This window comes from Microbispora sp. CL1-1 (assembly GCF_012034195.1).
In the GTDB taxonomy this organism is placed as follows: domain Bacteria; phylum Actinomycetota; class Actinomycetes; order Streptosporangiales; family Streptosporangiaceae; genus Microbispora.
The window spans coordinates 1-24,625 of the sequence record NZ_JAATEK010000001.1 but is presented as its reverse complement, the minus strand read 5'-3'; the positions used below and the strand labels follow the sequence as shown (position 1 = coordinate 24,625).

Below are 24,625 nucleotides of genomic sequence, written 5' to 3'. Positions count from 1 at the left end.
GGTGAACGCGGGGCCGTCCCCGGAGCCGGTCGGACCATTCCGATCACACCAGTCGATCACACGAGTCGGTCACACCAGTCGATCACACCAGGAGGCCGTCGAACTCGCCGTCCTTGACCCCGAGCACCAGGGCTCGTATCTCGTCGCGTGTGTAGATGAGGGCCGGCCCGTCGGGATAGCGGGAGTTCCGGACGGCCACGCTGCCGTCGGGAAGCTCGGCCAGCTCCACGCAGTTGCCGGTCGAGTTGCTGTGGGCGCTTTTCCGCCAGGTGACCCCGGCGATGTCGGTTGCGGGCATCCCGTTATATGCGTGCATTTATGTCTCTCTGAGAAGTTCGCCGAGGATCTCGGCAGTGCCGCCGGGCGTGGTGCTCTCCACGCACAGCTGCTCCATGGCCGTGAGGTAGGGATCGATGTCCTCACGTTTGTCCAGGTAGAGCGCACCCCAGAGCTGCTCGACGTAGACCACGTCCGAAAGGTCGGACTCCGGGAAGCGGAGGATGGTGAACGCGCCTCCCTCGGCCGCGTGCATCCCATAGCGGAGGGGCATCACCTGAAGGGTGATGTTCGGCAGCGTGGACACCTCCAGCAGATGCTGGAGCTGTTCCCGCATCGTCGCACTCCCTCCGATGGGCCGCCTGAGCGCCGCCTCGTCGATGACGGCCCACAGCCGGGGGCCGTCCTTGCGCGTGAGCCGTTCCTGCCGCTGCAGCCGCAGATGGACGCGCTGTTCGAGCTCGTCCTCCGTGGCGTCCGGATAACCGAGCATGATCACCGAGCGGGCGTACTCCGCCGTCTGCAGCAGGCCGGGCACGAACTGCACCTCGTAGGTGCGGATCACGCTGGCGGCCTCCTCCAGGCCGATGTAGGTGACGAACCAGTTCGGCAGCACCTCGCCGAACTTGTGCCACCACCCCGGCGTGTTCGCCTCGCGGACCATCTCCAGCAGGCCACGCCGCTCGGCGTCGTCGTGGACGCCGTACAGCGTGAGGAGGTCTTCGACGTCACGTGTTTTGAACCCGACCCGGCCGAGCTCCATCCGGCTGATCTTCGACTCCGAGGCACGGATGTGGAATCCGGCGACCTCACGGGTCAAGCCCCGTTGCTCACGCAGCCGGCGCAGGCTCGCGCCGAGCATGATGCGCCGGACGGTGGAACCGGATCCGGGCGGATCTATGGACACGTGCTATTCCTCCGCTTTGTGGACTGGTTCACAGTCTGTCAAAGATCGCCCCCTTCGTCCCAGTGGTGTTCGGGGGTAACCGTAGCGCGTGCACAACACGCTTGCACGTGCATTCGCTCTTGCACATGCACGGGAGTGTCCATCATCATGATCCCGTGCAGTCCACGAACCTGACTCGTGGCCAGAACCAGTGGTCGGCGCTCGACTGGTGGCCTCCCATCGGCTGGTGGCCGGAGCCGGCACGCGATCTCCTCGAACCCGGGTCGGCCACCGCCAGCGCCACCTTCGTCCTGCCACCCCGTGCGGAATCGGTTCACTCGGCGCGCAGCTTCGCCGCGGGGACCCTCGCGGGCTGGCAGCTGGCCGACCTGCTCGACGGGATGGAACTGGTCGTCTCGGAACTGGTCACCAACGCCCTGCGGCACGGCATGACGCTCGGCGACGGCCGCGTGCGAGAGGCCATGCGACTGTCGCTGATCCGGCGGGGAGGGCTCGTGACCTGCGCGATCACCGACCCCGGGTCGTCCGCGCCGGTGCTGCGGGATCCCACGCCCTTCGAGCCGGGCGGCCTCGGGCTGCACATCGTGGAATCGCTGAGCGTGTGCTGGGGATGGTGCCCGCTCGTCCCGCAGGGCAAGGCGGTGTGGGCCGTACTGGCGGCCTGACCACCGGCCCGCGGGCGGACGGCGGGGCCACGCGCTTCGCCGTAGGTCCCGGCCGTCCCGGGCCAGAAGCACCGGCCGGACCAGGAGCGCCGGCCGGAGCGGGAGTTCCGGCCCTCCCGCCCGGGGTGCCGGAAAACCTAACCAGATCGCCAGTTCTACCTATCGCCGGTCATGGTCCGCCGGCCGAAGAGCGCTCCCGTGCAGCCCGGAATGCATGGGAGCGCCCTCCGGCCGGCGGCCCGGATTCTCCGGAACCGCCCCTGAGGCCGGGCGCGGCGCGCGATGATGGGCTGAGCGCGGGCCGTGACGGCCCGGCGGCGTGCTCGTTCCCCAGCGATCGGCGGAGAAATATCGTGATCTCGGGATCCGTGACTTTGCGCTCTTTGTTCGCCCACGGACCCCGGCAAGACGGTGATCTGCACTACGGTGGCTTCCTGGGACTCCCGAGAGATCTACGATGGACGATCACCTAATCGGCTGGCTGACCAGTCTTGACGAAGACAGGCTCGCCCGCGTGCTGGCCAACCGGCCGGACGCGATCGCCGCGCCGTGGCCCCGGCGCCTGGACGCTCTCGCGCAGCGTCTGACCGACACCTTCGCCGTCATGGAGGTCATGCGCGGCCTCCCCCTCCCCCCGCTCGAACTCCTGCAGGCGTGCCTGGTCATCGGCGGCCGTCCGACGGAGGACGAGCTGGCCCGGTTCCTCGGGGTGAGCACCTCGGCGGTGATCCCCTGGCTCGACCACCTCTACGACCACGCCGTCGCCTGGCCCGGCCGCGACGGCAGGATCACCGTGGCCGACGCCGTCGCCCGCTGGTGGACCGCGCCCTGCGGCCTGGGCGAGCCGCTCGGCGCGTACCTCGACTCCTGGAAGCTCAGCACCGACGCGCTGCGCCGCATGTGCCGCGTGCTCGACCTGTCCCCGCACGGCGGCAGGCGCCAGGTGATCGCCCGGATCACCGCGCTGCTCGGCGACTGCGAGCGCCTGGGCGCGCTGCTCGACGACGCCCCCGACGGCACGCTCGGCATGCTCGACGACTTCGCCTGGGACGGCCCGGTCCGCAGCGTGAACGGCAACCGGTTCATCACCCCGGGCACGCCGGAGAAGTGGGCCCTCGACCGCGGCCTGCTCTTCCGCACCCAGTGGGACCTGGCGGAGATGCCCCGCGAGGTCGCGCTCGCGCTGCGCGGGCCCGACTACCGCGGGCCGTTCACGCCCTACCCGCCCGACCTGGCCACGGCCGAGGCGGACGCCGACGGCGTCGAGCACGCGATGTGCCTGGCCGCGCCGCACGTGCTCGACCGGGCCACGGCGCTGCTGGAGAACGTCGACAAGACGCCGCTGCCGCTGCTCAAGAACGGCGGGGTCGGCGTGCGGGAGATCAAGCGCCTGGCCAGGGAGACCGGCTGCGCCGAGGACGAGACCCGGCTGCTGCTCGAGGTCTGCGCGGTCGCCCGGCTGATCGCGATCGACGAGGAGGCGGGCGGGCTGACGCCGGCCGCCCGCTACGACGCGTGGCGGCTGGAGGAGGCGCCCATGCGGCTGCGCGTCCTGCTGGCCGCGTGGTGGCGGATGGAGCGCTCGTCGCTGCGCCGGGTGGACGGCCGCCACCCCGCCGCGCTCGGCGACGACCCGGCCGGCGAGACGATCGCCAGGATCCGGTGGGCCCTGTTCGCTGCGCTCGCCGAGATCCCGGAGGGCAGGGCCTTCGCGACGCTGCCGGAGCTCGTGCAGCGGGTGCACTGGCGCGCCCCGCTGCTCGACCGCGAACTGCTGGACGGCTGCGCGGCGGCCGTGCTCGACGAGGCACGCCTGCTGGGGCTCGTGGCCTGCGACACGCTCACCGCCCTGGGCCGGGCACTGGCCCCGCTCGCGGCCGTGGCCGGGGACGAGACGCGCGAATGCGTGCCCGAGGTCGAGCACGACCCCGCGCTGGCGAAGGCCGCCACACACGCCATGGCGAGCGCCCAGCGCACCGCCCTGTTCGGCGCCGATCTCACCGCCGTGGTCACCGGCCCGCCGTCGGTCGAGCTCGCCGCGCTGCTCGACCGCGCCGCCGACCGCGAGTCGCAGGGCACGGCGTCGGTCTGGCGGTTCAGCCCCGCGAGCGTACGGCGGGCCCTGGACGGCGGGGACACGGCCGACACGCTCATCGCCGACCTGTCGGAGGCCGGCACGCTCCCCCAGCCGCTGACCTACCTGATCAGGGACGTGGCGCGACGGCACGGCGAGGTCACGGTGTCGTCGGTCGGCTGCATCGTCCAGGGCTCCGACCCCGCGCTGCTCGCCGAGATCGCCGCGCACCGCAAACTGGCCAAGCTGGGCCTGCGGCTGCTGGCGCCGACCGTGCTCGCGGGCGCGGCGCCCGCCGCGGCCACGCTGGCCGCGCTCAGGGAGGCGGGCTACGCCCCGGTGCCGGTGGACGACACCGGGGAGATCACCGTCCGGCGCGAGCCGCAGGGCGGGCGGCTGATCCTCCTGCCCGGCGGGCGGGTCGCCGAGCTCGAACCGTCAGGACCGCTGCTGGAGCCCCCACCTGACCCGCGTGAGCACGCCAGACGGCTGCTGGTCAGCGGCGGCCCGGTGGCGGCGGCGGCGCAGCCCCGCCAGACGTGGGCCGTCATCGGGCGCATGGCGACCCGGCTGCCCGCGGCGCAGCAGTCGCTGCTCGGCTTCGTCGTGGACCGCGACGTCCGCGCCATGATCACGCTGGCCGACGGGGTCACCGCCACGGTCAGCCACGGCGAGCTGCGCAGCGGCGTGCTCGACGCGTGGTGCGAGGAGGCCGGCGACTACCTGGAGTTCCCGCTCAACGAGATCGCCTCGGTCACCGCCGACTGCTGACTCACCATCAGCGAACGACGGTCAGCGGACGACGGACGACGGTCAGCGGACGCCGCAGCGGCGCAGGACCAGCAGGGCGAGAGCGCGGGTGACATCATGAAGCTCCCGCAGGTCGACCTGCTCCCGCGGGGCGTGCGCGAACCTCACGTCGCCCGGCCCGTAGTGCAGGGTCGGCACGCCCGCCGCCGCGTACAGGCGCAGGTCGCTCCCGTACGGCGCGGCGGTGCGGCCCGGCCGCGCCCCGGTCACGTCGGCCACCGCCCGGGCCGCCTCCTCCGCCAGCGGGTGTCCCTCGGGCAGCCGGCCGCTGGCGAACTGCCCGCCCGGCCAGGTGACGCGCACGGGGTTGTCCCGCAGCCAGGGGTCGTCCAGGTCGGCGAGGGCGCGCTCCAGGGCGGCGCGGGCGTCGGCCGGGTCCTCGTCGAGCCGCACGCCCAGCCGTCCCTCGGCCACGAGCAGGTCGGGCACCGTGCTCGCCCAGTCGCCCGCGCGCACGGTGCCGATCTCGATCGGGTACGGCAGCGGGTTGCCCGCGAACAGAGAATCGGGATCGGCGTTGCGCTCGCGTTCGAGCCGCCGGACGGCCTGGAGCACCGGTATGAACGCCTCGACGGCGTTGACCCCCTCATAGCGGGTGGCGCCGTGCGCGGCCCGGCCGGCGACCTCCAGGCGGAAGGTCAGCGCCCCGGCGTTGGCGGTGATCAGCTTCCCGCTCGTCGGCTCGGTGATCACGGCCGCCTCCCCGGTGTGGCCCCTGGCCAGGGTGGCGAACGCGCCGAGCCCGCCGTCCTCCTCGCTGACCACGCAGTGGACGGCCAGGGGGCGCGCGAGCCGCACCCCGGTCGCACGCAGCGCGCGCACCACGGCGAGGTTGGCGGCCAGACCGGCCTTCATGTCGCAGGCGCCCCGGCCGTGCAGGGTGGTCGCGGTGAGGCGGGCGCCGAAGGGGTCCTGCCCCTCCCACTTGGCCGGGTCGCCGATCGGCACGACGTCGGCGTGCCCCTGGAGGATCAGCGCGGGCGTGCCCTCGCCCTCGGTGACGCCGACGACGCCGTATCCCTCGGCGCGCTCCGCCTCCGTGCCGGGGAACCCCTCGCGGGAGCGGAGATCGTCGAGGTCGAGCTTCCACATGTCGACGTCGAGGCCCCATTCGGTGAGCATGCGGGCACATCTGTCCTGCAGGTCCGACTCGGCGTCGGTGCCGGTGACGCTCGGCACCCGCACCAGGTCGGCCAGCAGGCGCACGGTCTCCGCCTCGTCGACGGCGTCCAGGACTCTCGCTTCGACATCCATGGCGGAGACTGTACGGCCTGCCACCGCCCGGCGTGGAGCCCCGGAATGCACGTGCAGTCCGTCGTACGGTGGATCTTTCGGGAAGGAGTCCGGGATGGGGAGACTGACAGCCGGCTGGGTGGGGCGCCCGGGGGTCTGGCGCGGCCTGATCGCGTGGCCGTTGGTCGCCCCGTTCGCGCTGTGGGCCGTGCTGCGGCTCGTGCCCGGCGACGTCCATTTCCGGTGGGTGCAGCTGGTGGCGTTCACGCCGTACGTCGCCCTCGCCTCGGTCGTCGCGCCACTGGTCGCGCTGCTCGTGCGGCGTCCGGCGGCGCTGGTCGCGGGCCTCGTGGTCACCGCGACGCTCGCGGCCTGCGTGCTGCCGCGCGCGCTGTCGGACGCGTCCGCGCGCGCCTCGGCCGGCCCCGGCGTGCGGGCGGCCGGGGACGCCGGCCCGGCCCTGCGGATCCTGTCGGCCAACCTGCTCTACGGCTCGGTGCCGCCCGCCGCGCTCGTAGACCTCGTGCGGCGGCTGCGCCCCGACGTCCTGACGCTGCAGGAGCTGACCCCGCAGGCGTCGGCGGGCCTGCGTGCGGCGGGCCTGCGCACGCTCCTGCCGTACGGGGACGACCGGGCCGAGGAGGGCGCCAGCGGCTCCGGGCTCTTCACCCGGTTTCCCCTGCGGCCGGAGGAGCTCACGACGGTGAACGGCCGCCGGCAGGCGGCGGGGATCATCGAGGTGCCCGGCGCCGGGCCCGTCTCCATCGTGTCCGTGCACCCGTGCGCGCCGCGCTACGCGTCCCGGTTCAGGTGCTGGTCGAGGTCGCTCGCCTCGCTGCCCGCCCCGGGCGAGACCGTACGGATCCTGTCGGGCGACTTCAACGCGACGCTCGACCACGCCCCGGTCCGGCGCCTGCTCGACGCGGGCTACCGGGACGCGGCCGACGCGACCGGCAAGGGCCTGGCCGGCACCTGGCCCTACCGGAGGTCGTCGGACTTCGGCGGCCTGCCGGTGCCGCCCGTCACCATCGACCACGTGCTCGTGGACCCGCGCGTCGCGGTGCGGGCGTTCGGCGTCCACCGGCTGCCGGCGACCGACCACCGGGCGATCTTCGCCGAGCTGGTGCTGCCCACGACCACGACTTAGGCCCCGGGGCCCGTTCGGACGTGGGGAAGGCGAACCGCGGCTCCGCCCCGGACCACCACCCCCCGATCGCGAACGCCGCCGCGGCCTCGGGGCTACCTGAGCGACACGCGGGTGAAGCGGGTCTCGAAGCCCTTGCCCACCGGGGCGGCGCACATGACCCCGGCGAGGGCCGGCGTGTCCGGCGGGAAGTAGGCCAGGCGCAGCAGGTGGTCCGGCTCCGCGCCGTTCACGCCGTATCGGACGGTCACGGCGTCGCCCGCTCGTTCGAGGTCGAACGTCGCGGAGACGAGCCCGGCGGGCGCGGGCGTGACCGACCAGTCGGAGAAGCCGCGGGTGACGACGACGCTGAGCTGGTGGCCGCCGTCGACGAACTCGACCCCCGCCTTGATCCAGTTCTGCTCGTCGATCCGCAGCACGGCCCCGGCCTGGTCGTACTGCTCGGCGTAGCCGGCCTCGAACGTCACGGTCAGCCGCGCGTCCCCGGCGACCTGGCGGCCGAACATGTGGGCGGTGTCGTACGAGTAGCCGTAGTGCGTCTGCTGCCACAGGTCGGTCTGGGCGCGCGCTACGGCCCGCAGGCCGTCCCCGGACTGCGACCATTCGGCGGGCTCGTTGATCCACGTGAAGCCGTCGAACGCCATGCCGCCCCCTTGCCGCCGCTTTGACCGATCGTGCCATCAGAGCGCTCGGCACGGCCCTACGTCAAGGACGATCTACGCGCCTTTTAGATCGATTTGTCCACTTTACTCACTCTTTCCTTATACTCGTGCCTCACATCACCTTTGCCCCTATAAATCCCGTACATCGCAAAACCGTCGTATCCCCTTCCCCAGGGAACGCGCGGCCCCGCTACCGGAGCCTCCCCCCTCCTTCCGAGGGCTGCTCCGCCATCCGCGGGCGCGCGTACGGAGCCCGCCGGCCAGCCGGGCCTCCTCGGCGACGCGAGGCCCCGCTCCCCCGAGGGCCGCCCCGCGATCGAGACGAAAGGAACCTCATGCGCATGCGAGCCCGTCAGGTGATCATCATGGCGATGACCGGAACCACCTTCGTCGCCTGCCCGGCCGCCGCCGCGGACGCCTCGGTGATCCCTCAGGCTCCCTCCCCCGCGCCGGTCCCTCCGACGGTGCCCACCGCCTCCGCGGACGCCGCCCGCCCGGTCCTCGGCAACCTGGCCTTTCTGGGCGCGGCGTTCAACGCGGCCCTCCGCTCGGCGTACACCAAGACGGCGCCCGCCAAGACGGCGCAAGCGAAGACGGCGCCCGCCAAGACGGCGCAAGCGAAGACGGCGCAAGCGAAGACGACGCCCGCCAAGACGAAGAAGGCCGCCTCCTTGCCCTCCGGCGTCGCCACCGCCACGTCCTTCTGGGACGCCCAGACCGCGTCGGGCAGGCCGATGCGCTACCGGACCATCGCCAGCCCCTACTGGCCCCTCGGCACCAGGGTGCGGATCACGTACAAGAAGAAGAGCGCGATCGGCGTCGTCGACGACTTCGGCCCGGCCGAGTGGGCCGTCGCCCAGCACGACATCCCGGCGATCGTCGACGTGTCCGAGAGGATGATGGCCGACCTGACGGGCGTCGCCTCCAACACCGTCCACGTACGGTTCCAGGTGCTGAAGTGGGGCAAGGGCGGCGTCTACCGCCACTCGGGAACGGGATACAAGCTGGCCATGGGCCACCGCTGAGCCCCCGCAGGGGGTGCACCTCCGATGACGGCGCCCGGGTCCGCTGCGCGTAAACTGCGAGCGTGGCTGACCCGAAGTTCGAGATCCAGATGCTCCACGACCGCGTGATGGTCAGGGTTCAGCGGGACTCCGAGGAGCGGCGCAGCAGCGCGGGCATCGTCATCCCGGCCACGGTCAAGATGGCCAACCGGCTCGTCTGGGGCGAGGTGTGCGGCGCGGGCGCCAACGTCAGGTCGGTCAAGGCCGGCGACAAGGTCCTGTTCAACCCTGAAGACCAGTACGAGGTCGAGGTCCAGGGCCAGCTCTACCTGGTGCTGCGCGAGCGCGACCTGCACGCCGTGGCGACACAGCAGACCGACCACGGCACCGGCCTCTACCTCTGACCTCACGGCCTCCGTCTCCGCCCTTCCGCCCGCTCCGCGCCAAGGTGAGCCATGACCCTTCAGGATGACCTCGTCGAGCTTCGCCGCGCGCTGCACCGGGAGCCGGAGATCGGCCTCGACCTGCCCCGCACGCAGGAGAAGGTGCTCGCGGCGCTCGACGGCCTGCCCCTGGAGATCACCACCGGCCAGCGTCTGTCATCGGTGACCGCGGTCCTGCGCGGCGGCCACCCCGGCCCCGCCGTACTGCTGCGCGCCGACATGGACGCGCTGCCGGTGCAGGAGAAGACCGACGTGCCCTACCGGTCGCGGTTCGACGGCCGCATGCACGCCTGCGGCCACGACCTGCACACGGCCATGCTGGTGGGGGCCGCCCGCCTGCTCACCGAGCGCCGCGCCGACCTCGCCGGAGACGTGGTGCTGATGTTCCAGCCGGGCGAGGAGGGCGACGAGGGCGCCCGGCTGATGATCGAGGAGGGCGTGCTCGACGCGGCCGGGGCCAGGGCCGTCGCGGCGTACGGCATGCACGTCTTCGCCACGACGATCCCGCGCGGGCTGTTCCTGACCAGGGGCGGGCCCGTGCTGGCCGCGGCCGACACGCTGACCGTGACCGTGCGCGGCAGAGGCGGCCACGGGTCCTCGCCGCACCGCGCCCTCGACCCGATCCCCGCCGCCTGCGAGATCGTGACGGCCCTGCAGACCCACGTGACCCGCGGCTACGACGTGTTCGACCCGGTCGTGGTGACCGTGGGCAGCTTCCACGCCGGCACCACCGACAACGTGATCCCGGACGAGGCCGTCTTCGAGGCCACCGTACGCACCTTCTCGGCCGGCGCGCGCGACCGCGTCAGGGAGGGCCTGGTCAGGCTCGCCCGCGGCATCGGCGAGGCGCACGGCCTCACCGTCGAGTGCGCGTTCGGCATCGGCTATCCGGTGACGGTGAACGACGACGCCGAGGCGGAGTTCGCCGCCCACACGGTGCGGGAGACCCTCGGTGAGGACCGCTACTTCCCGCTGCCCACCCCGGCGACCGGCTCGGAGGACTTCTCGTACGTGCTGGAGCGGGTGCCGGGGGCGTTCCTCGTGGTCGGCGCCTGCCCGCCCGGCCGCGATCTCGCCACCGCCCCGGCCAACCACTCGGCGGAGGCGGAGTTCGACGACGCCATCCTGTCCGACGGCGCGACGCTGCTCACCGAGCTCGCGATCCGCAGGCTGGCCCGCACCTGACGGTCAGGCCGGAAGGTCGCGAGCCTCGTGGATCAGGCCGGCACCGGTGAGGTCGGCACCGATCACAGCGACAACGGGGGCCGGACCAGGAACTCGCGGGCCTCGTGGATCAGGTCGATCCCGAAGGTCAGCCGGATCGACGCCCAGACGATGGCCGCGGCGATGAGCAGCGTGAGCGCGCCCGCGATGATGCGGACGAACCAGTTCTGCCGCTTCAGCCAGCCGGTCGCCGCCATGACCTTGTCCTTGGCGAACGCCAGCAGCCGCGACGCCCAGGTGAACTCCGTGGCCAGCACGGCGAGCCCGGCGAAGACCACCAGCCAGCCCGGCCCCGGGAACGGCACCATGATCAGACCGGTGACCACGAGCGCGGTCCCGATCACCCCGACGACGATCCGCAGCGTCAGCCGGCCCGCGGGAGTCGCGCGGATCCGGTCGAGTCTGCCCGGCCGATCGGCGGTCTCCTCGTGTCCACCCGTACGACTGTCCTCAGCCGTCGCCACACGGCTCACCCCCATTCGCTGCCAACGATAACCAGCGCGCGACCGCGGCGATCGGCGGGTTCACGCGCCCCCGAGGCAGGCGGCGGTCTGCTCGGCGATCTCCAGTTCTTCGTTGGTGGGCACCACCAGCACCGCCACCTCGGCGCCCTCCGGTGAGACCACCCTCGCCTCCGCCGACTCGGCGGTGTTGCGATCGGGATCGACCTCGATGCCGAGCCTGGTGAGCCCGGTCGTCGCGAGCGCGCGGACCCGGGGGCTGTTCTCCCCCACCCCGCCGGTGAAAACGAGGGCGTCCACGTGGCCGAGCGCCGCACAGTAGGCCCCGATGTAGGCCCGCACGCGGTAGCCGTAGACGTCGAGCGCGAGCCGGGCGTCCGCGTCGCCCGAGTCGGCCAGCCGCCACACCTCCCGCATGTCGTTGGCGCCGCACATGCCGAGCAGGCCGCTCTCCTTGTTGAGCGCCGCGTCGACACTGGCGAGATCCATGCCCGCGACCCGGCCGAGGTAAGCCCCCAGAGCCGGGTCGACATCCCCGGAACGGGTGCCCATCACCAGCCCGGCGAGCGGGGTGATTCCCATCGAGGTGTCCACGCTGCGCCCGCCGCGCACCGCCGTCGCGCTCGCGCCGTTGCCGAGGTGCAGCACGATCGAGTTCACCTCGTCGTACGGCCGGCCGAGCAGCGCCGCCGCCCTCCGGGAGACGTACGCCGTGGAGGTGCCGTGGAAGCCGTAGCGGCGCACCCCCAGCTTGCGGGTCCACTCGCGGGGGACGGCATAGGTGTACGCGTGCGGCGGGATCGTGCTGTGGAAGGCGGTGTCGAAGACGGCGACGTGCGGCAGGCCGGGAAAGGCCCGCCGGGCGACCCGGATGCCCTCCAGGTTGGCCGGGTTGTGCAGCGGCGCCAGCGGCGCCATCTCCTCGATGGCCCGCTCGACCTCGTCGTCGATCAGCACCGGCGTGACGAACCGGCTGCCGCCGTGGACGACCCGATGCCCCACGGCGGTCACGCCGTCGAGCGGCGGCCCGTGCTCGGCGAAGGCCGCGAGCACCGCCTTGAGCCCCTCCTCGTGGTCGGCCACCCGGCGCTCGGTCCGCACGCCGTCGTGGGTGAGCACGCTCTCGTCCTCGGCGATGCGCTCGATCACCCCACCGGCCACGGCCCGCCGCGACCCCATGTCGATGAGGCGGTATTTGATGGACGACGACCCCGTGTTGAGGACGAGGACCTGCCCGCTCACTCCGCCTCCCAACGCGCCTGCGCGCTCACCGTGTCTCCTCCCGCGCCTGCGCGCTCACCCTGCACCTTCTCCGCGCCTGCGCGCTCACCCTGCACCTTCTCCGCGCCCGCGCGCTCATTGCTCTTCCCGTCGCGCGTGGGCGCTCATTGTGTCTCCCCGTACGCCTGCGCCTGGATGGCCGTGATCGCGACGGTGTTGACGATGTCGCCCACGGTCGCGCCGCGGGACAGGTCGTTGACCGGCTTGCGCAGGCCCTGCAGGACCGGCCCGATCGCGACCGCCCCGGCGCTGCGCTGCACGGCCTTGTAGAGGTTGTTGCCCGTGTTGAGGTCGGGCACCACGAACACCGTCGCCCGCCCGGCCACCGCGCTGCCGGGCATCTTGGTCCGCGCCACGCTCGGCTCGGCCGCGGCGTCGTACTGGATCGGACCCTCGACGGGCAGGTCCGGCCGCAGCGCGCGCACCCGCGCGGTGGCCTCGCGCACCTTGTCCACCTCGGGCCCCGCGCCGGACTCGCCGGTCGAGTACGACAGCATGGCCACGCGCGGCTCGACCCCGAACCTCGCGGCCGTGGCGGCCGACGAGATCGCGATGTCGGCGAGCTGGGCGGCCGTGGGATCGGGCACCACGGCGCAGTCGCCGTAGACGAGAACGCGGTCGGCCAGGCACATGAAGAACACGCTGGACACGACGCCGACGCCCGGCGAGGTCTTGATGATCTCGAACGACGGCCTGATCGTGTGGGCGGTGGTGTGGGCGGCGCCCGAGACCATGCCGTCGGCCAGCCCGAGGTGGACCATCATCGTGCCGAAGTAGGAGACGTCGGTGACGATGTCGCGGGCCTGCCCGACGGTCACGCCCTTGTGCGCGCGCAGCCGGGCGTACTCCTCGGCGAACAGCTCGCGCAGCTCGGGGTCGAACGGGCTGACCACGCGGGCGCCGTCGACGGCCAGGCCCATCGTGGCCGCCGCCAGCCGGATCTCGCGCTCGTCGCCCAGCAGGGTCAGCTCGGCGACCCCCCGGCGCAGCAGGCTGTCGGCGGCGCGCAGGATCCGCGGCTCGGCGCCCTCCGGCAGCACGATGTGCCTGCGGTCGGCGCGGGCGCGGTCCAGCAGGTCGTACTCGAACATGAGCGGGGTGATCGCGGCGGCCTTGGTGACCTGCAGGCTGCGCAGCAGCGCCGCGCCGTCGACGTGCTCGGCGAAGACCCCGAGCGCGGTGTCGATCTTGCCCTTGGCGTCCGGGCTGAACCGGCCCTCGGCCTTCGACAGCTTGGTCGCGGTCTCGAACGTGCCGCCGCCGGTCGTGATGATCGGCAGCCGGATGTCCATGCCCTTCAGGAGGCGGACGACGGCGTCCGGCAGCTCCAGCCCGCCGTTGAGGATGATCGCCGACAGGGCGGGGAACGTGGGGGCCTTGTGCGCCGCCAGCAGCCCCGGCACCAGCGCGGCGGCGCGGTCGGCGGGGACGACGACCGCCAGGCCCTCGGTGAGGCGCTCCAGGATGTTCGGCAGCGACATCGCGCCGATCATCAGCCCGCCCGTCTCCCGGCCGAGCTGGTCGGCGTCGCCCATGAACAGTTCGCCGTCGCAGGCGGCCATCAGGTCGCTGACCGTCGGCGCGGACAGCCGCCGCACCTCCGGCAGGACGTACGCGGGGACGCGGGCGGCCACCTCGTCCACCAGGCCGGGGGCGACCCGCGTGACGACCGTGGCCAGCTCGGTGGCGTGCCGCTCGGCCAGCTCCTTGCGCGACATCTCGACCGCCGCGGCGATCTCGTCGGGGGTGCGGTCGAGCCCGGTGACCACGTTCATCACCGGCGTGCCGAGGTTGGCGGCGAGCTCGGCGTTGAACACGAACTCGGTGGGCGCGCCCACGTCGGTGTAGTCGGTGCCGATCACCACGACCGCGTCGCACCGCCCGGCGAGCGCCCGATAACGGGCCAGGATCTCCCCCGCCGCGCGCTCCTCGTCGGCGTGCACCTCCTCGTAGGTGACGCCGGTGCACATGGCGTACGGCAGGCCGATCCCGAAGCGGCTGCGCGCGGTGTTGACCAGGCTGTCCTCGCGGCCCGACCGGACGACCGGCCGGAACACGCCGACAGTGCCCACCTGGCGGGTCAGTAGTTCGATCATGCCGAGGGCGATCGTGCCCTTGTTGCTCCTCGCGTCGCCGGCCGCGACGTAAACCCCGATCGCCATTCGCGCAGTCACCCCTGTCCAGGCGCGGCCCGACGGCCCGCCCTGGAAAGGCTATGCGACGGGCCCCACGGACATACCAGTCGAAGGTCACATCCATAGGGCCTTTTCCCACCCGTCACGCGGTCTCACAGGCTCGACGGGGAAGGCGGGCGAGGACGCCCCCGAGCCCGCTGCGCACCGTGTCCGGGTCACCGGTGTCGAGGCCGTACGTGACCTCGTGCCACGGGCCGAGCCGATGCCACAGCAGTGCCCGTTCGACGAGATCCGGCGCGGCGCCGTACTCCGCCGCGACGGCCCGGGCGAACAGCGGCGGGGCGCCGTGGAGCGCCCACGCCAGGTCGAGCGCCGGATCGCCGACGTGCGCGTCGCCGAAGTCGATGACGCCGCTCACCACGCCGTTCCGCGCCAGCACATGCTCGGGCCCCAGGTCCCCGTGGACCAGGGCATCGGCAGGCGACGCGGCCACGGCATCCAGCAAGGCCCAGGCGGCCCCTCTCCGGTCGTCCGGCAGGAGCGGCATCACGCGGATGCCGAAGTCTTCCAGCGTCGCCGCCCGATCCCGCAGCGCTTCCCGTGCCGACGGCGCGCCACGCCGTACGGCCTGCGCCGGGCCGGTCGCGTGCAGAGCCCGCAGGAACGCGCCCAGCGTCCGTCCGCCCGCGGCGTCGAAGGCCGCGAGCGGCTCACCGGCGACCATCTCGTGCCGTACGACCAACGGCTCCTGTCGAAGCACGTGAGGGATCGGGACGGGCAACGGCAGCCGTTGTGCGAGCCACGGCATCAGGCGGGTCTCCATGAGCAGCCGCGCGGCGACCTCCGGCCGCCTGGGACGGCGCTCCACCCACCGCCCATCGACCGACCGCGCCTGACTGTCCCAGCCCGTCCCGCCCCACTCCTCCGACAGTCCCGTCACCACTCCACTAGATCACCTTCACGTCGCCCCAGCCCAGCCCTTTTCCGCCCCGACCCCGGCTTCGGGGGATGAGCGGTCATGCCGCGCTCAGCTCGTCTCACGCGAGCCGGTCGAGCTCGTCCGCTCGCCGGAGGTCCTTGGGGCGGCCCAGGGCCCGCCGCATCCGGATGAGGTCTTCCCGGGACACGTAGTGAACCTCCAGGCCGCCCGGGCCGTACGCGGTGACCGCCCTGCCGAGGATCTCCCGGACATTCAGGTCGCCCCAGGGGAGGTCGGGAGTGCAGCAGTCGCCGCTCGCTCCGGGCGCGGTGAACTGCACCTTGGGGCGGAGCAGAGCCTCCGGACGAGTCGCCAAGGGGACGCCCGTTTCGTCGGTGAGCCGGGCGTCGAGGGAGATGAAGGCGGCCGCCAGGGCCGGGGCGTGGACCGGCTCGCCGTCCCAGAGGAGGTCCAGATCGCCGGTCAGCTCGGCGGACCCGTGCATGATGCCGGCGACCTGCCCGATCACCACGGCTCGGACGTCGTGGCGATGCAGGGCTTCGAGCAGGGGAAACGGATCGAATCCGAGGGCGCCGTCCGTGCCGATCGTGCCGACGTCGTCGTCGGCGTTCTCGTGGCCCAGGCCGGTGCTCACCCGCTTGAGGGCGAGTTCACGCGTGCGCCGGGCGGCGGCGCGCAGTCGTTCCAGTGGTTCGCCGATCATCCCGTTCATGCAACACCCGGCCGCGCCCAGGGCGCACGCCAATTTTCTCTGAGCACAATCGGTCGCCCGCATCAGGCTATATGAACGTCACTCACAGTGACATATGGAGCGGTCTTCCCAGGTATGCTTCCAGACGCCGCCCCCTGCGAGGGGGAGAGGAAGTGAGCCCGGGCTTACCGCCGGAATTGACGGGAACCCGGGCTTCGCGTTGTCCGGGTCATTCCCGGTCATGCGCTCGCCCTGCAGCAGGCTCCACGAGTAGTCGTCCCCCGCCTCTGTTCTTGCGAGGACGGGACGAGGCACTGAGGGACCGTACGGATGCGCTGGTGAGGGGGCGCACCCGTACGGCCGTTGGGGTGCTACCTCACGAGGCGGTGCAGGTCACGGGCGACGGGACGGCGTTGGTGCCGTTCCAGCTCGCCTGGAACCCGAACGTGGTGGACGCCCCGACGCCGACCGAGCCGTTGTAGCTCACGTTGGTGACGGTGACGTTCGCCCCGGACTGGCTGACCGTGCCGTTCCAGAGCTGGCTGATCGTCTGGCCGTTCGCGAAGGCCCACTTGACGCTCCAGCCGCTGATCGAGGAGCCGCCGGTGTTGGTCACCGTGACCTCGCCCTGGAAGCCGCCCGGCCACTGGTTGACCACCGTGTACGTCGCCGAGCACGCCTTGCCGCCCGACGGGCTCGCCGAAGGCGACGGGCTCGGGGACGGGCTGCGCGACGGCGACGCAGAGGGGCTCGGCGAGGGCGAGGGCGACGGCGACGTGGACGGAGAGGCCGACGGGCTCGGGGACGGCGACCTCGTCGGAGACGCGGACGGCGACGGCGACGGTGATGGGGTGGAGCCGCCGGTGCGGTCGCCGTAGATGATGCCCCGGCCGTTCGTGCCGAGATAGACCCGGCCGTAGATCCGCGGGTCGCCGGTCAGGGCCTCGCCCATGTTGCCGTACTGGTGCTGGTCGTCGTTGATGCGCACCCAGCTCGCGCCGGTGTCGTCGGACCGGAACAGGCCCTGCACGCCGTCCACGGTGCCGGCGAGGTAGAGCGCCTGGTAGCTCTTGCCGGGCGCCGCCTTGCCGAAGCCGATGTTGATCGAGCTGCTGACGTTGGACAGCTTGGTGAACGAGGCGCCCGAGTCGGTGGAGTGCCACAGGCCGCCCTCGCCGGCGAGCCAGATGTCGCCCTCCTTGCCGGGCAGCGCCTTGAAGTGCACGCCGGTGGTGGGCAGCCCGCTCGCCGCGGTGGCGCTGAAGCTCGCGCCGCCGTTGGTGCTCGCGTAGAACCTGCCGTTCGAGAAGGCGTAGAACTTCTGCGCGTTCACGCGGTCGGACTCGACGATCGCGCCTGCCGGGACGCCGCTGGAGGCGGTCCAGCTGTTGCCGAAGCCGACGGAGTAGACGACCTGGATGCCGGGGTCGCCGGGGGCCCAGACGAAGCGGCTGCCGTCGGCCGCCGCCGCGACCGTGCCGCCGTTGTTGATCCCGCCCGGCTCGGTGCCCTGGAACCAGTTGGCCCCGCCGTCGGTGGAGAACGCCACGTGGCTGTCGTTCGGGCGGTCGGAGTCGGTGAAGTTGCCGGCCCGCACCATCACGCTCGGGTTGGTCTCGGCGTAGTCGAGCGAGGTGCCGGAGGTGAAGACGGGCTGGGTGAACATCGAGGACGGCACGGCGTCGAGGTTGGTGTGCCGGAAGCCGCCGAGGTCGCCGAGCGCGCTGATCAGCGGGGCGCCGCTCGGCGGGCTGATCAGGTCGAGCACGGCGGTCTCCTCCAGGCCCTTCACCATCGGCTTGATGGTGAACTGGCCGCCCGAGTCCCACTTGGTGAGGTCGGTGGTGCCGTAGATCGTCGCGCCGGTGCCGTACATCATCCGGTCGGAGTCGAACGGGTCGATCTCCACCGACTCGTTCATCCAGCCGAGCTTGGGCGTGACCTCGGGCGGCTGGGGGTTCGTGCCGAAGGTCAGCCACGGAGCGGCGGAGATGTCCATCTTGTAGCGGAAGCTGCGGTTCGGGTAGGAGGTCCAGTCCCAGATGCGGGTCCAGTTCGCGCCGCTGTCGGTGCTCCTGAAGAAGATCGCGTCGGGCCACCAGGAGACCTGGGTGGCGACCATGATCGTGCCGGGGTGCTGGCGGTCGATGGTCAGGCCGCTGTAGCCGAAGTAGTCGTCGCCGCTGCTCGACGGGATCGGGCTGATCTGGGTCCAGGTGCCGGTGGCGGTGGCGTAGCGCCACACGTCGCCCTTGGCGCCGTCGTACGGGCCGCCGGTGTCGCTGGTGGCGATGTAGAGGTAGCCGTTGGTCGTGTCGAGCACGCCCTTGTGGGCGATGTAGCCGGTGGGCTGGCCGGCGACCCGCTCCCACGAGGTGCCGCCGTTGGTGGTGCGATAGACGGTGTTGCTCTTGTCGGCCACGCCCACGTAGATCGTCTGGGTGGCGTTGCCCGACGTGCCGGTCCGCTTGTCGAAGGTCACCCAGACGACGCCCTGGTTGTCGCCGTTGTAGGCGTCACCGGGGCTGGCGACGTAGTTGCCGACGTTGGGGAAGTTCGTCACCTTCGACCAGGTGGCGCCGGAGTCGGTGCTCCGCCACAGGCCGTTGCCGCTGGGCGCGCCGAAGTAGAGGATGCTGTTCTTGTTCGGGTCCACCGCGAGGCGCTCGCCCATGCCACGGCCGGGCATGTTGCCGCCCAGCTTGAACGGCAGCGGGCTCACCTGCCAGGTGTCGCCCTTGTTCGACGAGCGCAGGATCGCGCCGTTGTTGGGGTCCCAGCTGTTGGTGTACATGCCGACGGCGGCGTACACCTTGTTGGCGTCCACCGGGTCGGGGGCGATGCTTACGACGCCGTTGTAGCCCCAGTTGGACCAGCCGACCCAGTCGAGCAGCGGCGTCCACGTCTGGGAGGACTGGTTCCAGCGGTACGCGCCGCCGATGTCGGTGCGGGCGTAGATGAGGTCCTTCTGGGCCTGGCTGAACACGATGCCGGGGACGAAGCCTCCACCGGCGATCTGCACGTTCTTGAACGTGTACGGGTCGGCGGCCACGGCCGACACGGGGCTCATTCTGATCACGGCCGTGACCAGGGCCACGGCGGCGACCACGAGCATGGATGCGAATCTTCGCATGGACGGTTTTCCCTCCGAGCACGGACAACCGGCCATGCACGATCAGGTGGGGACCCTGACCGTCCTTCTCCCACGTGCATGGAAATCTGAAGGGAAGAGTCACATACCAGCGGAAGCGCCGTCAATAGTTTGGCGTCCAGACTAATTGGAACCGGTTTCACCACGGGCTCGGGCACACGCATTCGTGGAACATAATTCCGGTTATGACTACTGCTCTCGTGCTCGGCGGCGGAGGAGTCGCCGGCATCGCCTGGGAAGCGGGGATCGTCACCGGCCTGCGCCGTCTCGGCGTGGACCTGGGGACGGCGGACCGGATCATCGGCACCTCGGCAGGCTCCGTCGTCGGCACGCTCGTGGCCACCGGCGCCGACCTGGAGGAGGCGATCGCCCACCAGGTCGAGGTGGACACCGGCCCGCCCCCGGCCGCCGACCTGGACGAGGTCATGCAGGCGTTCGCCGTGCTGTTCGACCCGGACATCGACCGGCGGGAGGCCCGCCGCAGGGTCGGCCAGATGGCCCTGGCGGCCAGGGTCGACCACTACGCCGACCGGCTCGCGGCGGTCGGCGAACGGCTGCCGGTGAAGGAGTGGCCCGAGCGCGAGCTGCTGATCACCAGCGTGGACGCGGCCACCGGCGAGTTCGTCGTGTGGGACCGGTCCTCCGGCGCGCCGCTGGTGCTGGCCGTCGCGTCGAGCTGCGCCGTGCCGATGGTCTTCCCGCCCGTGGAGATCAACGGCCGCAGGTACGTGGACGGCGGCGTCCGCTCCACGACCAACGCCGACCTCGCGGCGGGCGCACGCACCCTCGTGGTGCTCGAACCGCTCGGCAACCTGACCCCCAGGGCCGTCCTCGAAGCCGAGATGGCGAAGGCCGGGGCGTCCGCGTCGTACGTCGTCCACCCCGACGCGGCCTCCACTGCGGTGTTCGGCGAGAACGTCCTCGACCCGGCTCTGTGGGGACCTGCCTTCGCGGCGGGGCTCGACCAGGCCGCCGCCCTCGCCGAGCCGATCGCCGCCGTCTGGTCCTGACCCCCGGCCTGCCCGCCGTACCCGCCAGAAACGCGGGAAACGGCACGCGGCGTCACGCGGGCGGCGGGCATGCTGCGTCACACACACGGGCGGCCGGCGCGGGATCGTTCCCGCGCCGGCCGCCCGATGCCGGGACCGGTTGCTCACCAGACTTCTTCTCGACGGGCCTGTGTTCTTACCGAGCCGGTGTTCTCAGCGGGCCTGTGTTCTCAGCGGGCCCCTTCGTCACCGGGCGTCGGTGACCGCCTTGCTGACCGCGTTGGGGCCGTCGTACTGCCGGTCCGGGATGCGCTCCAGCGCGTTGATGACGGTGTCGTCCGCGCCCTGGTCCCGGGCCGTACGGATCAGGTCCGACTTCGCGGCCGGATAGTCGACGCCCTTCAGGTGTTTCTGCAGCTGGATCGGGTTCGGTGCGTCGGCCATGACGTGCCCCCTTCGTCGGTGTTGTCCTGTTCTCCCTCGCTTACCCGGCTGCTCCCCCGTCACTCGGGACACCGCCGCACGGCCTTGCAGCGCCTTCACCTGCGGTGTCGTCACGATTGGATATACCGCGTGAAACGGCACGACCTTCGGGTAGCCGCCGTCGCGTGCCTGATGCCCAATTGCTGGCCGCACAGGATCTGCGGCTCGACGTCAACGTCCTGGACTACGTGATCCTCGCCCTGTACTTCGTCGTGGTGCTGGGAATCGGCTTCGCCGCCAAACGGGCCGTACGGACGAGTCTGGACTTCTTCCTCTCGGGCCGCGCACTCCCCGCCTGGATCACCGGCCTGGCCTTCATGTCCGCCAACCTCGGCGCCACCGAGGTCCTCGGCATGGCGGCGAACGGCGCGCAGTACGGCGCGATGACGCTGCACTACTACTGGATCGGCGCGGTCCCCGCCATGGTGTTCCTCGGCGTCGTGATGATGCCGTTCTACTACCGGTCGAAGGTGCACAGCGTCCCGGAGTTCATGCGCCGCCGCTTCAACGGCGCGACCCAGTTGCTCAACGCCGGGACCTTCGCCGTCGCGCAGATCCTCATCGCCGGGATCAACCTGTACGCGCTGGCGCTCATCATGGACGCCCTGCTCGGCTGGCCGCTGTGGCTGTCCATCATCGTGTCGGCCGCGATCGTGCTGGCGTACATCACGCTCGGCGGCCTGTCCTCGGCGATCTACAACGAGGTCATGCAGTTCTTCGTGATCGTCGCCGGGCTCGTGCCGGTGGTGGTCATCGGCCTGACCCGGGTCGGCGGCTTCTCCGGCCTCGGCGAGAAGGTCAGGCAGAGCGTGCTCGGCGAGGGCGGGCTGCACACCTGGGCGCACACCGCCGGCACAGACAATCCGCTCAACGCCAACTGGATCGGCGTGGTCTTCGGCCTCGGGTTCGTGCTGTCCTTCGGCTACTGGACCACCAACTTCGCCGAGGTGCAGCGCGCGCTGTCGGCCCGCAACACCAACGCCGCCCGGCTGACCCCGATCGTCGCGGCCTACCCGAAGCTCGTGATCCCGATCGTCACCGTGATCCCCGGTCTCATCGCGGTCGTGCTGTTCGGCGACCTCGGCAAGGATGGCGGGCCGACGTACAACGAGGCGATCCCGCTGCTCATGAACGAGTTCCTGCCCAACGGCGTGCTCGGTGTCGCGGTGACCGGCCTGCTCGCGTCGTTCATGGCCGGGATGGCCGCCAACATCAGCGGCTTCAACACGGTCTTCACCCAGGACATCTGGAAGGCGCACGTCAACGGCGACCACCCCGACGAGTGGTACGTGCGGCTCGGCCGGATCGCCACCGTGGTCGGCGTCCTCGCCGGAATCGGCACGGCGTTCATCGCCGCCGGGTTCGGCAACATCATGAATTATCTGCAGTCGCTGTTCTCGTTCTTCAACGCCCCGCTGTTCGCGACGTTCATCATCGGCCTGTTCTGGCGGCGGATGACCGCCTGGGCGGGCTTCTGGGGCCTGCTTAGCGGCACGGTCTGCGCCTTCGCCTCGTACATCCTCTACAAGGCGGGCGTGTTCGACTTCGGCACCGAGCTGAACGCGAGCTTCTGGGGCGCCGGCATCGCCTTCGTGGTCGACGCGGTCGTCTCCGTCGTGGTCACGCTCGCCACCACCCCCAAGCCGGAGAGCGAGCTGCGCGGGCTCGTCTACGGCCTGAGCGACGCGTCCGTCTCGGACGACGCGCCGGCGGGAGACGCCGCCTGGTATCGCTCCCCCGTGATCCTCGGCGCCGGGGCGGTGGTCCTCGCCGCGGCGTTCTACCTGCCCTTCCTCTAGGAGGTTCGCATGGCCGCCCCGCAACGGCTCTTCGACATCCGCCGCGTGATCGGCGGTCTGTTCGTGGTCTACGGACTGATCCTCGCGGTCACCGGGCTGCTCGACAGCGCCCAGGAGATCCAGAAGGCGGAGGGCATCCGCATCAACCTGTGGACGGGCGTCGCGATGCTCGTCGTCGGCGGCGCGTTCCTGCTCTGGGAGCGCCTGCGCCCGTCCGACGGTCCCGCCTCCTCCGGCGCCCCGCCTCCTCCGGCGAAGAGGAGTAAGCCCGCACTCCCCTGACCGCGGCCGTACACCCCAGTGCGGCCGCGGCCCTGCCGTCGGATCAGTGCGATCGCGTGCCCTGCCCGGGAGCGGTCCCGGGGGCGGGAGCCCCACGGGCCGGGGCCTTCGTGACCACGGCCGGCGGAACCAGCACCGCCGGGATCGAGACCGTCGTCCCGTTGGCCACGACGGCCGTGCCGTACACGGTCCTGCCGCCCGCGACCTCGACCGCCAGCCTGGCGGCGGCCGCCGCCTCGGCCGCGACATCGGGACGGACCGTGGCGGTCTGCGTGCCGGCCCCCGCCCGCCCCGGTGCCGCGGGCCGCCCGCCGTGCCCGATCAGCGGCACCCCGGTCATCCCCGCTCGCGCCATCTCGGCCGCGACGGCCTCCGCCACGGTGTCGCTCGCGCAGCACACGCCCGCCACCTTCGCGGCCCCGCCGAGCGCGGCGACGGCCGTCGTCACCTCGCGTGCCGCCTCGCCAGGCCGCGTCAGGTCCCGTTCCCAACCGATCGTCACCCGGCCGTCCAGCACCGCGTGCATGGCCCGCTTCACCGTCACGGCGTACGGGTCCGTGGCCGGGCCGTTGAGGAGCACCACCGGCCCCGCGGTCTTCATGGCGCCGAGCAGGGCCAGCGCCTGCTCCCGCCCGACGCGGGCCGGATCGGTCGCCACGTAGGCGTCCACCGGCCCGTTCGCCAGCCGGTCGTACGCGACGACCTTCGCCCCGGACAGCTTGGCCCTGGCCACCCAGGGAGCGGCGGCCCCGGGGTCCACCGCGCCGAGGACCAGCACCCGCACGCCGTCGCCCAGCATCCGGCCGATCTGCCGCCCCTGCCTGGCCCAATCGCCCGCGGCGTTCGCGTACTGGACATGGCAGCGCGGGCACAGGGACGCCAGGGCCCGGGTGAACAGAGGCCGATCGGGTCCCTCGTCGGGGAGCAGCAGGCCGACGGTGAAGCCCTCCCGCACGTCGCCGACCGCTCCGAGTTCCCCTCCCGGCTGCCGCCCGCCCTGCCCGCAGGCCGGAAGGGACATCAGGAGAAGCACGCAGACGCCCGCCAGTCGTCTCCCCACGGGGCACCCCCGGATTCCGTTGCGGAGCCACGTTTCGCAGAGTCGTCTTGTGGAGCGATGTCGTCTCAACTGTCACATACCCTGACATAGGCCCCATGACTCCCGACAGGGTATCCACACCCCAGAACGGGCGATCACCGGATGGTCGTCTGGCAGCGATTACGCCCACGGCCGAAGGCCGCCGATCACCTCCGTTCGCAGATCCCCTCACCCGCTAAGTTGTGAGAGACTCCACCATTGCGGGGCGGTAGCTCAGCCGGTCAGAGCATCGGACTCATAATCCGTGGGTCGTGGGTTCAAGTCCCACCCGCCCTACCACGTACGACCAGCCATCCGCGGTCTCACCTGCGGTTTCGTGGTTGATCAAGCTTGTCTGGACATGCAGCCGACAGCCGCCGGAAGCAGCCGTATGCCACTGGTCGCGGAACATACGCGGAATGCTCGCGGCCTCGTTTCCCCAGGTGAGCAACGGTATTGCGCGGACAATCCGCTCGACTTTCCGGCTGTGAGTAGCAGGGCGGGCGTTTCTGCGGATGCCAGGGAGCGGATAGTGCTCTTGAGCGAATGCGCCCCGTTGGGTGTCGCCGGACGTTGCCGTCAGGGATGACGGCCCGCCCGGACGGGTTGGAGGCTGAGCGCGGCCCGACAGCCGATGCATGGGGCCTTGGCCGCGCATCAAGGTCTTGCCGTATCCGCCCGCGATCAGGCTGCGACCGATGGCGACCCCAGCCGCAGCCTGATCGCCTGGGAACTCTGTCAGCTCTCGGACCTCTGCTGTGCGTGACGACGGACAACAGGCTCCAGGTAGTCGACATGTGGCCCATCGGGGCACGCGAGATCAGCCGGGGAGCGGACGAGAGCGATCTGATCCAGTTCCGGGGTGTGACCCAGCGTTGTCTCAGAGGACACCA

The 24,625-nt window shown here is 71.7% G+C and carries 21 protein-coding genes and 1 tRNA gene; 10 read left to right on the top strand and 12 right to left on the bottom strand.

Going from position 1 to position 24,625, the window contains the following annotated elements; all coding sequences use genetic code 11:
- Positions 1 to 82: 82 nt before the first annotated feature.
- Together HCK04_RS00110 and HCK04_RS00105 are read right to left on the bottom strand one after the other, a co-directional pair.
- Positions 83 to 316, bottom strand: coding sequence for a DUF397 domain-containing protein (locus tag HCK04_RS00110; RefSeq protein ID WP_030508262.1), 234 nt, complete (start codon positions 314 to 316; stop codon positions 83 to 85).
- Complete coding sequence (locus HCK04_RS00105; protein ID WP_142645196.1) at positions 317 to 1,138, bottom strand: helix-turn-helix transcriptional regulator; 822 nt, start codon at positions 1,136 to 1,138, stop codon at positions 317 to 319.
- A 200-nt stretch (positions 1,139 to 1,338) separates the two neighbouring features.
- Here HCK04_RS00105 and HCK04_RS00100 point away from each other — a divergent pair, with 200 nt between their 5' ends.
- Positions 1,339 to 1,848: an ATP-binding protein gene (locus tag HCK04_RS00100; protein WP_260616989.1), complete on the top strand. Its 510-nt coding sequence runs from the start codon at positions 1,339 to 1,341 to the stop codon at positions 1,846 to 1,848.
- Between the two features lie 457 nt (positions 1,849 to 2,305).
- Positions 2,306 to 4,693 (top strand): helicase-associated domain-containing protein, encoded by a 2,388-nt coding sequence (locus HCK04_RS00095; protein WP_142644804.1) that lies wholly within the window; start codon positions 2,306 to 2,308, stop codon positions 4,691 to 4,693.
- 42 nt (positions 4,694 to 4,735) lie between these two features.
- Here HCK04_RS00095 and HCK04_RS00090 read toward each other — a convergent pair whose 3' ends face one another.
- On the bottom strand, positions 4,736 to 5,986 hold the full coding sequence (locus HCK04_RS00090; RefSeq protein ID WP_142644803.1) for an ArgE/DapE family deacylase: 1,251 nt from the start codon (positions 5,984 to 5,986) through the stop codon (positions 4,736 to 4,738).
- Positions 5,987 to 6,080: 94 nt separating this feature from the next.
- Here HCK04_RS00090 and HCK04_RS00085 point away from each other — a divergent pair, with 94 nt between their 5' ends.
- Positions 6,081 to 7,112, top strand: a complete 1,032-nt coding sequence (locus HCK04_RS00085) for an endonuclease/exonuclease/phosphatase family protein (protein WP_205829654.1) — start codon at positions 6,081 to 6,083, stop codon at positions 7,110 to 7,112.
- A gap of 92 nt (positions 7,113 to 7,204) precedes the next feature.
- On the opposite strand, the gene HCK04_RS00080 is transcribed toward HCK04_RS00085, so the two are convergent.
- The gene (locus tag HCK04_RS00080) at positions 7,205 to 7,753 is read right to left on the bottom strand and encodes a DUF1349 domain-containing protein (RefSeq protein ID WP_142644802.1); all 549 of its coding nucleotides are present in this window, start codon (positions 7,751 to 7,753) and stop codon (positions 7,205 to 7,207) included.
- A 359-nt stretch (positions 7,754 to 8,112) separates the two neighbouring features.
- On the opposite strand from HCK04_RS00080, the gene HCK04_RS00075 reads away from it, so the two are divergent.
- The 3 genes from HCK04_RS00075 to HCK04_RS00065 all read left to right on the top strand — a co-directional run bounded on the left by HCK04_RS00075 (position 8,113) and on the right by HCK04_RS00065 (position 10,403).
- Positions 8,113 to 8,796: a hypothetical protein gene (locus tag HCK04_RS00075; RefSeq protein WP_168065519.1), complete on the top strand. Its 684-nt coding sequence runs from the start codon at positions 8,113 to 8,115 to the stop codon at positions 8,794 to 8,796.
- Between the two features lie 62 nt (positions 8,797 to 8,858).
- Positions 8,859 to 9,179, top strand: coding sequence for a co-chaperone GroES (locus HCK04_RS00070; RefSeq protein WP_142644801.1), 321 nt, complete (start codon positions 8,859 to 8,861; stop codon positions 9,177 to 9,179).
- 51 nt (positions 9,180 to 9,230) lie between these two features.
- Positions 9,231 to 10,403, top strand: a complete 1,173-nt coding sequence (locus tag HCK04_RS00065) for a M20 family metallopeptidase (RefSeq protein WP_142644800.1) — start codon at positions 9,231 to 9,233, stop codon at positions 10,401 to 10,403.
- A 62-nt stretch (positions 10,404 to 10,465) separates the two neighbouring features.
- Here HCK04_RS00065 and HCK04_RS00060 read toward each other — a convergent pair whose 3' ends face one another.
- The 6 genes from HCK04_RS00060 to HCK04_RS00035 form a co-directional block, all read right to left on the bottom strand.
- Entirely contained in the window at positions 10,466 to 10,906 is a 441-nt protein-coding gene (locus tag HCK04_RS00060) for a TIGR02611 family protein (RefSeq protein WP_260616987.1), read from the bottom strand.
- Positions 10,907 to 10,966: 60 nt separating this feature from the next.
- Positions 10,967 to 12,145: an acetate kinase gene (locus HCK04_RS00055; protein ID WP_142644798.1), complete on the bottom strand. Its 1,179-nt coding sequence runs from the start codon at positions 12,143 to 12,145 to the stop codon at positions 10,967 to 10,969.
- A 143-nt stretch (positions 12,146 to 12,288) separates the two neighbouring features.
- Positions 12,289 to 14,346: a phosphate acetyltransferase gene (gene pta, locus HCK04_RS00050; RefSeq protein WP_142644797.1), complete on the bottom strand. Its 2,058-nt coding sequence runs from the start codon at positions 14,344 to 14,346 to the stop codon at positions 12,289 to 12,291.
- A 115-nt stretch (positions 14,347 to 14,461) separates the two neighbouring features.
- Positions 14,462 to 15,259 carry a phosphotransferase gene (locus HCK04_RS00045; protein ID WP_221889842.1) on the bottom strand — a complete coding sequence of 266 codons (798 nt, stop codon included), beginning with the start codon at positions 15,257 to 15,259 and terminating at the stop codon, positions 14,462 to 14,464.
- A gap of 97 nt (positions 15,260 to 15,356) precedes the next feature.
- Positions 15,357 to 15,971: a hypothetical protein gene (locus HCK04_RS00040; RefSeq protein ID WP_142644796.1), complete on the bottom strand. Its 615-nt coding sequence runs from the start codon at positions 15,969 to 15,971 to the stop codon at positions 15,357 to 15,359.
- A 355-nt stretch (positions 15,972 to 16,326) separates the two neighbouring features.
- Positions 16,327 to 19,083, bottom strand: coding sequence for a cellulose-binding domain-containing protein (locus tag HCK04_RS00035; RefSeq protein ID WP_142644795.1), 2,757 nt, complete (start codon positions 19,081 to 19,083; stop codon positions 16,327 to 16,329).
- Positions 19,084 to 19,286: 203 nt separating this feature from the next.
- Between HCK04_RS00035 and HCK04_RS00030 the strand changes: the two genes are divergently transcribed.
- The gene (locus HCK04_RS00030) at positions 19,287 to 20,111 is read left to right on the top strand and encodes a patatin-like phospholipase family protein (RefSeq protein WP_142644794.1); all 825 of its coding nucleotides are present in this window, start codon (positions 19,287 to 19,289) and stop codon (positions 20,109 to 20,111) included.
- A 225-nt stretch (positions 20,112 to 20,336) separates the two neighbouring features.
- Here HCK04_RS00030 and HCK04_RS00025 read toward each other — a convergent pair whose 3' ends face one another.
- Positions 20,337 to 20,534, bottom strand: a complete 198-nt coding sequence (locus HCK04_RS00025) for a DUF2795 domain-containing protein (protein WP_142644793.1) — start codon at positions 20,532 to 20,534, stop codon at positions 20,337 to 20,339.
- A 164-nt stretch (positions 20,535 to 20,698) separates the two neighbouring features.
- Here HCK04_RS00025 and HCK04_RS00020 point away from each other — a divergent pair, with 164 nt between their 5' ends.
- Both HCK04_RS00020 and HCK04_RS00015 read left to right on the top strand, forming a co-directional pair.
- A complete protein-coding gene (locus tag HCK04_RS00020) occupies positions 20,699 to 22,372 on the top strand; it encodes a sodium:solute symporter family protein (protein ID WP_260616986.1) in 1,674 nt (557 codons plus the stop codon).
- A 9-nt stretch (positions 22,373 to 22,381) separates the two neighbouring features.
- Positions 22,382 to 22,654 (top strand): hypothetical protein, encoded by a 273-nt coding sequence (locus HCK04_RS00015; RefSeq protein WP_142644792.1) that lies wholly within the window; start codon positions 22,382 to 22,384, stop codon positions 22,652 to 22,654.
- 43 nt (positions 22,655 to 22,697) lie between these two features.
- Here the strand turns inward: HCK04_RS00015 and HCK04_RS00010 are convergent, their stop codons facing one another.
- A complete protein-coding gene (locus HCK04_RS00010; protein WP_142644791.1) occupies positions 22,698 to 23,714 on the bottom strand; it encodes a substrate-binding domain-containing protein in 1,017 nt (338 codons plus the stop codon).
- A 241-nt stretch (positions 23,715 to 23,955) separates the two neighbouring features.
- Here HCK04_RS00010 and HCK04_RS00005 point away from each other — a divergent pair.
- Positions 23,956 to 24,032: transfer RNA gene (locus HCK04_RS00005), tRNA-Ile, on the top strand.
- Positions 24,033 to 24,625: the final 593 nt, after the last annotated feature.

Excerpts from the sequence above, each read along its gene's own strand:
- HCK04_RS00025 (WP_142644793.1), bottom strand. The coding sequence starts at position 20,534 with ATGGCCGACGCACCGAACCCGATCCAGCTGCAGAAACACCTGAAGGGC.
- HCK04_RS00085 (WP_205829654.1), top strand. The coding sequence starts at position 6,081 with ATGGGGAGACTGACAGCCGGCTGGGTGGGGCGCCCGGGGGTCTGGCGC.
- HCK04_RS00030 (WP_142644794.1), top strand. The coding sequence starts at position 19,287 with ATGACTACTGCTCTCGTGCTCGGCGGCGGAGGAGTCGCCGGCATCGCC.
- HCK04_RS00015 (WP_142644792.1), top strand. The coding sequence starts at position 22,382 with ATGGCCGCCCCGCAACGGCTCTTCGACATCCGCCGCGTGATCGGCGGT.
- HCK04_RS00110 (WP_030508262.1), bottom strand. The coding sequence starts at position 316 with ATGCACGCATATAACGGGATGCCCGCAACCGACATCGCCGGGGTCACC.
- HCK04_RS00090 (WP_142644803.1), bottom strand. The coding sequence starts at position 5,986 with ATGGATGTCGAAGCGAGAGTCCTGGACGCCGTCGACGAGGCGGAGACC.
- HCK04_RS00040 (WP_142644796.1), bottom strand. The coding sequence starts at position 15,971 with ATGAACGGGATGATCGGCGAACCACTGGAACGACTGCGCGCCGCCGCC.
- HCK04_RS00080 (WP_142644802.1), bottom strand. The coding sequence starts at position 7,753 with ATGGCGTTCGACGGCTTCACGTGGATCAACGAGCCCGCCGAATGGTCG.
- HCK04_RS00095 (WP_142644804.1), top strand. The coding sequence starts at position 2,306 with ATGGACGATCACCTAATCGGCTGGCTGACCAGTCTTGACGAAGACAGG.
- HCK04_RS00035 (WP_142644795.1), bottom strand. The coding sequence starts at position 19,083 with ATGCGAAGATTCGCATCCATGCTCGTGGTCGCCGCCGTGGCCCTGGTC.
- HCK04_RS00065 (WP_142644800.1), top strand. The coding sequence starts at position 9,231 with ATGACCCTTCAGGATGACCTCGTCGAGCTTCGCCGCGCGCTGCACCGG.
- HCK04_RS00075 (WP_168065519.1), top strand. The coding sequence starts at position 8,113 with ATGCGAGCCCGTCAGGTGATCATCATGGCGATGACCGGAACCACCTTC.
- HCK04_RS00105 (WP_142645196.1), bottom strand. The coding sequence starts at position 1,138 with ATGCTCGGCGCGAGCCTGCGCCGGCTGCGTGAGCAACGGGGCTTGACC.
- pta (WP_142644797.1), bottom strand. The coding sequence starts at position 14,346 with ATGGCGATCGGGGTTTACGTCGCGGCCGGCGACGCGAGGAGCAACAAG.